This window comes from Rathayibacter sp. AY1E8 (assembly GCF_002931415.1).
Taxonomy (GTDB): Bacteria; Actinomycetota; Actinomycetes; order Actinomycetales; family Microbacteriaceae; genus Rathayibacter.
In genome coordinates this window covers 39,174-45,802 of record NZ_PSVI01000030.1, presented here as the reverse complement: position 1 = coordinate 45,802, position 6,629 = coordinate 39,174, and the positions used below count along the sequence as shown (strand labels likewise).

The following is a 6,629-nucleotide window of genomic DNA, read 5'->3' as shown; positions in this document are numbered from 1 at the left end:
CGGCTCGGCCCTTCGCTGTCGCGGGAGGGCGGGTGGTCTCCGCTGAGGGTGCGGTCGGCGCCGGCGCCTGCGACGGCGCGGGGCACGGGCCGCGGCTGCGCCGGCGGGAGCGGGGAGAGCGGGGGAACGGGGCAGCGGTCAGCGGGGGGAGACCGCGAAGGAGTGCAGGGCGAGGGCGTCGCTCAGGCGGGCGGCGACGCGGGCGCCGCGGACGCTGGTGCCCTGGGGGTCCAGCGGCGGGCTGACGACGGCGGCGCCGAGGCGGCCGGGAGCGGAGAGGACGAGGGCGCCCGAGACGCTCGACTTGGCGGGGACGCCGACCGCGCGCATCCAGCGGCCCGAGCCGTCGTAGACGCCGCACGTCGCCATGACCGCGACCACGTCGCGCGCGACCGACGCCGGCACGACCCGCTCGCCGGTCCCCGGGTGCACGCCGCCGAACGCGAGCGTCGCGCCCATCGCGGCCAGGTCGCGGACGTCGACCAGCACGGCGCACGCCCGGGCGTACGCGGAGACGGCGTCGTCGGCGCTGCGGTGCAGGGTGCCCTCCGCCCGCATCAGGTGCGCGAGGGCGTGATTCCGGTCGCCGAGGAGGTGCTCGTCGGCGGCGACGCTCTCGTCGACGGAGAGCGGGCGGCCGGCGAAGGCGGAGAGGCCGCGGAGGATCCGCTCGCTCCGGCCGTCGGCGTCGCCGCCGTCGACCAGGGCGGCGGTCAGCAGCGCTCCCGCGTTGACCATCGGGTTCGGCGGGCGCCCGGTGCCGCTCTCGAGCGTGAGGGCGTCGAAGGCCTCGCCGGTGGGCTCGATGCCGACGCGGTCGAGCGCGTCGCCGCCGGTGTCGAGGAGCGCGAGCGCGAACAGGAACGGCTTCACGGCCGACTGGATGCTGAACCGCGACTCCGCGTCGGCGCTCGCGCGGACGGACCCGTCGGGCAGGACGAGCGCGATCGCGCAGAGTCCCGGGTCGGCGTCCGCGAGCGCGGGGATGCTGTCGTCGACCTCGCCCCCGTCGTCCGGCAGCACCTCCCGGCGCAGCGCCTCGAGGTCGAAGGCCAGGGGATCGGGGAGGGGGCTCATCCGTCCACTCTGTCAGGGCGGGGAGCCCGTCGCGTCCCGGGCCTCAGACGAGCCCGAACTCCGTGTCCAGCGCGTCCAGCTCCGCGGCGAACGACGCGCGCAGACTCTCCTTCTCGTCGGCGGGCAGCCAGGAGGCCTCCGCTCCGGTGAGCGCCATCGCGCGCAGCTGCGCGGCGGTCGCACCGATCGGGCCGGCGGCGAGGCGGTACTCGTCGGCGAGCGTGGTCGGGAACACCCCGGGATCGTCGGAGCAGGGCACGACCCGCAGTCCCGCGTCGAGCATCGCCCGGATGGACGCGCGCCGCCAGGGCCGCCAGGAGCGGCGCGAGGTCGCCGAGGCGACGGTGAACACGACGCCCCGCTCGCGGACGCGCTCGACGACGGCGGGGTCCTCGAGGACGAAGTAGCCGTGGTCGATCCGGTCGCAGCCCAGCAGATCGAGGCAGGTCGTCGTGTCGGCCGCGGTCGGGGCGTGCTCGGAGGAGTGGGCGGTCCGGCCCAGGCCGGCCTCCGCGGCGAGGCGGTAGGCGTCGGCGAAGCGCTCGGGCGGACCCGCCGTCTCGAGGTTGTCGAGCCCGATCCCCGCCACGTACTCGTGGGGGTGGCGGACGACCTCGCGGACCAGCTCGAGCGCCTCCTCCCCGCTGCGGCCCGCGGCCTGAGCCGGGACGGTTCCCGACGGGGCCCGCGGGTCCGCGCGGCTCCGGGAAGCCGGACGCGGTCCCGCGGGTCGGACGCCGCTACGCCGTGAGCGCGACCGCCGTCCACGAGACGGGCGGGAGGGTCAGCGTCAGCACGCCGTCCTCGAGCGTCGCCGTGGCCTCGCGCAGGCGCACGCGGTTCTGGTCGTCACGCGTGTTCTTCGCGTAGGGGTCCTCGTCGAACAGGGCCAGCGCCTCCGCGATGCTCGAGACTCCGAGGCCGCTGACGTCGACGGTGACCTCGATCGGCTCCGTCTGCGACCGGTTCACCAGGAAGACGGCCGCGCGGCCCTCGTCGACGGTGGCGACGGAGTCGATGAGCGGAGCGTCGCCGTGACGGGCGGTCGAGTAGGTCCCCGCGTCGATCCGGGGGCGCAGCACCGAGCCGGAGGCCAGGCGCGCGGTGGTCGAGAACGGGAAGAACGTGGTCTGGCGCCACGCGGCTCCGCCCGGCTCGGTCATGATCGGCGCGATCACGTTGACGAGCTGCGCGAGGGAGGCGGAGGTGACCCGGTCGGAGTTCTTCAGCAGCGTGATCATCAGGTTGCCGAGGACGACGGCGTCGGCGACGGAGTAGACGTCCTCGAGCAGGCGCGGGGCGTAGGCCCACTCGCGGGTGCTCTGGTCGCCCTCGGCGTCGGCCTTCTCCTTGGCCTGCCACTCCTCGAGGTACCAGACGTTCCACTCGTCGAAGGAGAGCTTGATGTCCTTCGTCTTCTTGAGCTTGAACTTCACGTGGTCCACGGTCGCCGCGACGGTGGCGATGAAGTACTCCATGTCGAGGGAGGAGGCGAGGAAGGAGCCGAGGTCTCCGTCGTACTCCTGGTAGTAGGCGTGGCACGAGACGTACTCGACGTCGTCGTACGCGTGCTCGAGGACCACGCGCTCCCACTCGCCGAAGGTCGGCATCGACGAGCTCGACGAGCCGCAGACGACCAGCTCGAGCGAGGGGTCGGCGATCTTGAGGGCCTTGGCGGTGCGGGAGGCGAGCTTGCCGTAGTCGTCGGCGCTCATGTGGCCGACCTGCCAGGGGCCGTCCATCTCGTTCCCGAGGCACCACATGCGGATGTCGTAGGGCTCGGTCCCGCCGTTGGCGATGCGCTGGTCGGCGAGAGCGGTGCCGGCCGGTCCGTTGGCGTACTCGAGGACGTCGAGCGCCTCGAGGACGCCGCGGGTGCCGAGGTTGACGGCGTACATGATCTCGCTGCCGGTCAGCTCCGCCCACTTCGCGAAGTCGTCCAGCCCGACCTCGTTGGTCTCGAGCGAGTGCCAGGCCAGGTCGCGGCGGCGGGGGCGCTCGGAGCGCGGGCCGACGCCGTCCTCCCAGCGGTAGCCCGAGACGAAGTTGCCGCCGGGGTAGCGGATCGTCGTGGTGCCCAGCTCCTTGACCAGCTCGACCACGTCGAGGCGGAAGCCGTCCTCGTTCGAGGCGGGGTGGCCGGGCTCGTAGATGCCGTCGTACACGCAGCGGCCGAGGTGCTCGACGAATGAGCCGAAGAGGCGCGGAGTGACGGGGGCGACGACCGCGGCGGGGTCGAGGCTGATGCGCGCGGTGGCGGCGGGGGCGTCGGTCATGAGGGCCTTTCGGGCTTCGGGCTCCCGCAGCGGGCTCGGCGGCGAGCGGTCTTTCTAACGTTGTACACGATGGTCCGCCCCGCCTCCGCTGCTGTCAAGAGCGGCACGGGCCCCACCCGCCTCGCTGCGCCGCTGCCGAGGTCGGCAGACCTCCTCGCGCGTCGGCCCTCCCCGCCGCCGCTCAGCGCACCTGTGCTCGACTGGGCGGGTGCCCTCCTCCGATGCCGTCACCGACGCCTGCTCCGAGCTCGCCGACCGCGCCGACGCCCTCGCGGCGTCGCATCCCCGCCCGCGCGCGTTCCTCGCGGCCGTCGCGAAGGACGTCGCCGGCATCCGCAGCGCCCCGCTCGGCGCTCTCGACCTGGCGCACGGCGGCCGCAACCGGGTCCGGGGGAAGGGCTTCCGCCGCCCCTACGACGACGGCACCCGCGGCCAGGCCCGCCACTTCGCCGGCGTCGCGGGCGCCACGCTGTACCTCGGCGGCCCGCTCGCGCACCTGTTCCTCCGGACCGTCGGCGGCGACGTCCGCGGCTCGGCCGACGACCGGCTGACGAGGCGGGCCGTGGAGTGGAGTCGGCTCCTCCGCCGCGGCGAGCTGGCCGTCGCGGACGCGGGAGCGTGGATCCGCCGCGAGATCTGCGGCAGCGGGACCTGCGCCTAGGCTCCGGCCGACGCCCGGCCGACCGGCGGGTCCTCCGCGATCGGCCGGCCCGCGGTCGACTCCCGGGCGACCATGGTGAACGCCGCCTCGTGGAGCGTCCCGGGGCCGGTGCGGGTGCCCTCGATCCGGGCCTGCAGCACCTCGACCGCGGTGCGCGCGATCTCGTCGCGCCCCGAGTCCACGGTGGAGAGGCTGGGGGAGGAGTAGCCCGCCTCGTCGATGTCGTCGAAGCCGATCACCGCCACCTCCTCGGGCACGCGGACCCCCGCCTCCTGGAGCGCGCGGACCGCGCCGAGCGCGAGGGTGTCGTTGAGTGCGAACACGCCGTCGAAGTCGAGCCCGGAGGCGAGCACGCGGCGCATCGCCTCGGCGCCGCCGGAGCGCCGCCACGGGCCCGAGACGCCGATCATCCGCTCGTCGTAGGCGATGCCGGCCTCGGCGAGCGCGGCGCGGTAGCCCTCGAGGCGGAGCGACGCCGAGCTGACAGCGGCGTCGGGGTGCGTCCCGAGCGCCACGATCCGGCGCCTTCCGGAGGCGAGCAGGTGCGCGGTGGCCGCGTGCGCCGCCGCGGTGTTCTGCATGGTGACGTGGTCGACCAGCCCGGTGAAGATCCGCTCGCCGAGCAGCACCAGGGGGAAGCCGACCGCGAGCGCGTCCTCGTCGGCGAGGCCCAGCGGGCTGAAGAGCAGCCCGTCGGTGAGCTGCCGGCGCTCGCTCGCCAGCACGCTCCGCTCGCGCTCGGGGTCGCCGCCGGTCTGCTCGATCAGCACCGTCAGCCCGCGCTCGTCGGCGGCGCGCATCACGCTGTCGGCGAGCTCGGCGAAGTAGGGGAGGCTCAGCTCCGGCAGGGCGAGGCCGATCACGCCGGTGCGGCCGCGGCGCAGGCTCCGCGCGGAGAGGTTGGGCCGGTAGCCCAGCTGCGCGATGGCCGCCTGCACCCGGGAGCGGGTGGCCGGGCGCACGTGCGGATAGTCGTTGATCACGTTCGAGACGGTCTTGATCGAGACGTCGGCGGCGCGGGCGACGTCGTGCAGCGTGACGGCCACGGTCCTCCCTCCGCTCGGCCCTCACGCTACCCCGGGGCTCCGCTCCGGCCTGTCGCGGATCGACGCCGGGGCGGCATGCGGGCGGGGCGCGTCGCCGGAGCAGGACGCGCCCCGCGGCCGATCAGGTGTACCAGCTGGGCTCGGGGACGGTGTCGAGCAGGGCGAAGACGCCGACCTCGCGGCGCTTGTAGGGCAGCGGATCGTGCAGGGAGTGGGTGCGGAGGTTCCGCCAGTAGAGGTCGAGTCCGACCGAGCTCGCGGAGGCGCGGGCGCCGGTCAGCTCGAAGACGCGGGTCGCTGTCGCGAGGCCGTCCTCCACGATCCGCGCCTTGGCCGCGGCGATCCGCACGGCGATCTCGCCGCGGCGCCGAGGCGTCAGCTCCTCGCGCGGAGCGTGCAGCGCGGCCGAGAGCGCGGCCCCCGTCGCGTCGATCAGCGCCTCGTCGGCCCAGAGCCGGGACTGCAGGTCGCCGTATCCCTCGAGCACGTACCACTCGTCGCCGGCGCGCTCCTTGTCGTCGCCGCCGTACGGCCAGGCCCGGGTGCGCTCGCGGGTGTACTGCGCCGCGCGCTCGAGAGCTCCCTGCGCGATGCCGAGGTAGAACTCGGCGAAGACCTGCTGGATGACGGGCACGTTGAGGGTGTTGTAGACGAGCGGACGGTAGACCTTGTCGACGAAGCCGGCCGCCGCCGCCCACGGCACGCGGACGCCGCGGATCTCGACGGAGCCGGACTCGGTGAGGCGCTGGCCGAGGCTGTCCCAGTCGCGGCCGAAGACGATCCCCTCCTGATCGGTGGGCACGATCGCGAAGAGGTGGGTGTCCGTCCCCTCGAGCACCCCCTCGAGCACGGTCAGGTCGCTGACCACGCCGCCGGTCGAGAACGACTTGCGGCCGGTGAAGACCAGCTCGTCGCCCTCCTCCCGCACGGTGAGGTCGGAGTCGCGCGGGTTCACCGCGCCTCCGTAGAGGAGGTCCCCCTCGGTCGCGAGCTGCTCCACCGCGATGATCTGCTCAGGGGTCCCCACGAGGCGGGCCGCCCAGGCCCAGAGGTAGTGGTAGCCGAGCAGCTGGCCGATCGAGCCGTCGCCGCGCGCGACGGTGCGGACGACGCGGAGGGCGGTGGTCCACTCCTGGGCACCGCCGCCGTGCTCGGCGGGCCCGAGCAGCGTGACGAGGCCGGACGCCTTGAGCAGGGCGACCTCGGCGAAGGGGGCGGCGCCGGCGCGGTCGCGCTCGAGGGCGTCGGTCGCGAGCACGGCGGCGACCTCCTCGGCGCGGGCGAGCCAGGCGTCGGGGGAGTCGGGCCGGGGGGCGGTCGACCAGTGCTCGGCGGCGGCGCCGATCGTCGTCGCGGCGTCGGTGGTCGTGGGTGCGGTGGTGGTCACGGTGTCCTCGTCTCGTCGGGGGCGGTGTGCAGCGACTGTGCCAGGGGCGAGGGGGCCGGAGCGAGGCGCGTGTCGCCCCGTGTCCGCATGTGTCGGCGGATGACCGGCGGGCGCCTCCGCACGATTTTGACAATCGTTATCAATAGCCGTTAGCGTGGGGGCACCCGCCCGGCCCCTGACCC

6 protein-coding genes are annotated in these 6,629 nt (G+C 74.7%); 1 reads left to right on the top strand and 5 read right to left on the bottom strand.

Translation table 11 applies throughout. The features are described from left to right. Window positions 1-138: 138 nt before the first annotated feature. From glsA to C5C74_RS10495, 3 genes are all read right to left on the bottom strand, one after another. Complete coding sequence (glsA, locus tag C5C74_RS10505; protein ID WP_104351494.1) at window positions 139-1,077, bottom strand: glutaminase A; 939 nt, start codon at window positions 1,075-1,077, stop codon at window positions 139-141. A 43-nt stretch (window positions 1,078-1,120) separates the two neighbouring features. Next, complete coding sequence (locus C5C74_RS10500) at window positions 1,121-1,702, bottom strand: hypothetical protein (RefSeq protein ID WP_104351493.1); 582 nt, start codon at window positions 1,700-1,702, stop codon at window positions 1,121-1,123. A gap of 115 nt (window positions 1,703-1,817) precedes the next feature. Beyond that, entirely contained in the window at window positions 1,818-3,353 is a 1,536-nt protein-coding gene (locus C5C74_RS10495; RefSeq protein WP_104227228.1) for an alpha-N-arabinofuranosidase, read from the bottom strand. 208 nt (window positions 3,354-3,561) lie between these two features. Between C5C74_RS10495 and C5C74_RS10490 the strand changes: the two genes are divergently transcribed. Further along, on the top strand, window positions 3,562-4,014 hold the full coding sequence (locus tag C5C74_RS10490) for a hypothetical protein (protein ID WP_104351492.1): 453 nt from the start codon (window positions 3,562-3,564) through the stop codon (window positions 4,012-4,014). Here C5C74_RS10490 and C5C74_RS10485 read toward each other — a convergent pair. Then, window positions 4,011-5,060, bottom strand: a complete 1,050-nt coding sequence (locus tag C5C74_RS10485) for a LacI family DNA-binding transcriptional regulator (protein ID WP_104351491.1) — start codon at window positions 5,058-5,060, stop codon at window positions 4,011-4,013. The two genes, C5C74_RS10490 and C5C74_RS10485, sit on opposite strands and share 4 nt — an antisense overlap. Window positions 5,061-5,181: 121 nt before the next feature. Next, the gene (locus C5C74_RS10480) at window positions 5,182-6,447 is read right to left on the bottom strand and encodes an acyl-CoA dehydrogenase family protein (protein WP_258064145.1); all 1,266 of its coding nucleotides are present in this window, start codon (window positions 6,445-6,447) and stop codon (window positions 5,182-5,184) included. Window positions 6,448-6,629: the final 182 nt, after the last annotated feature.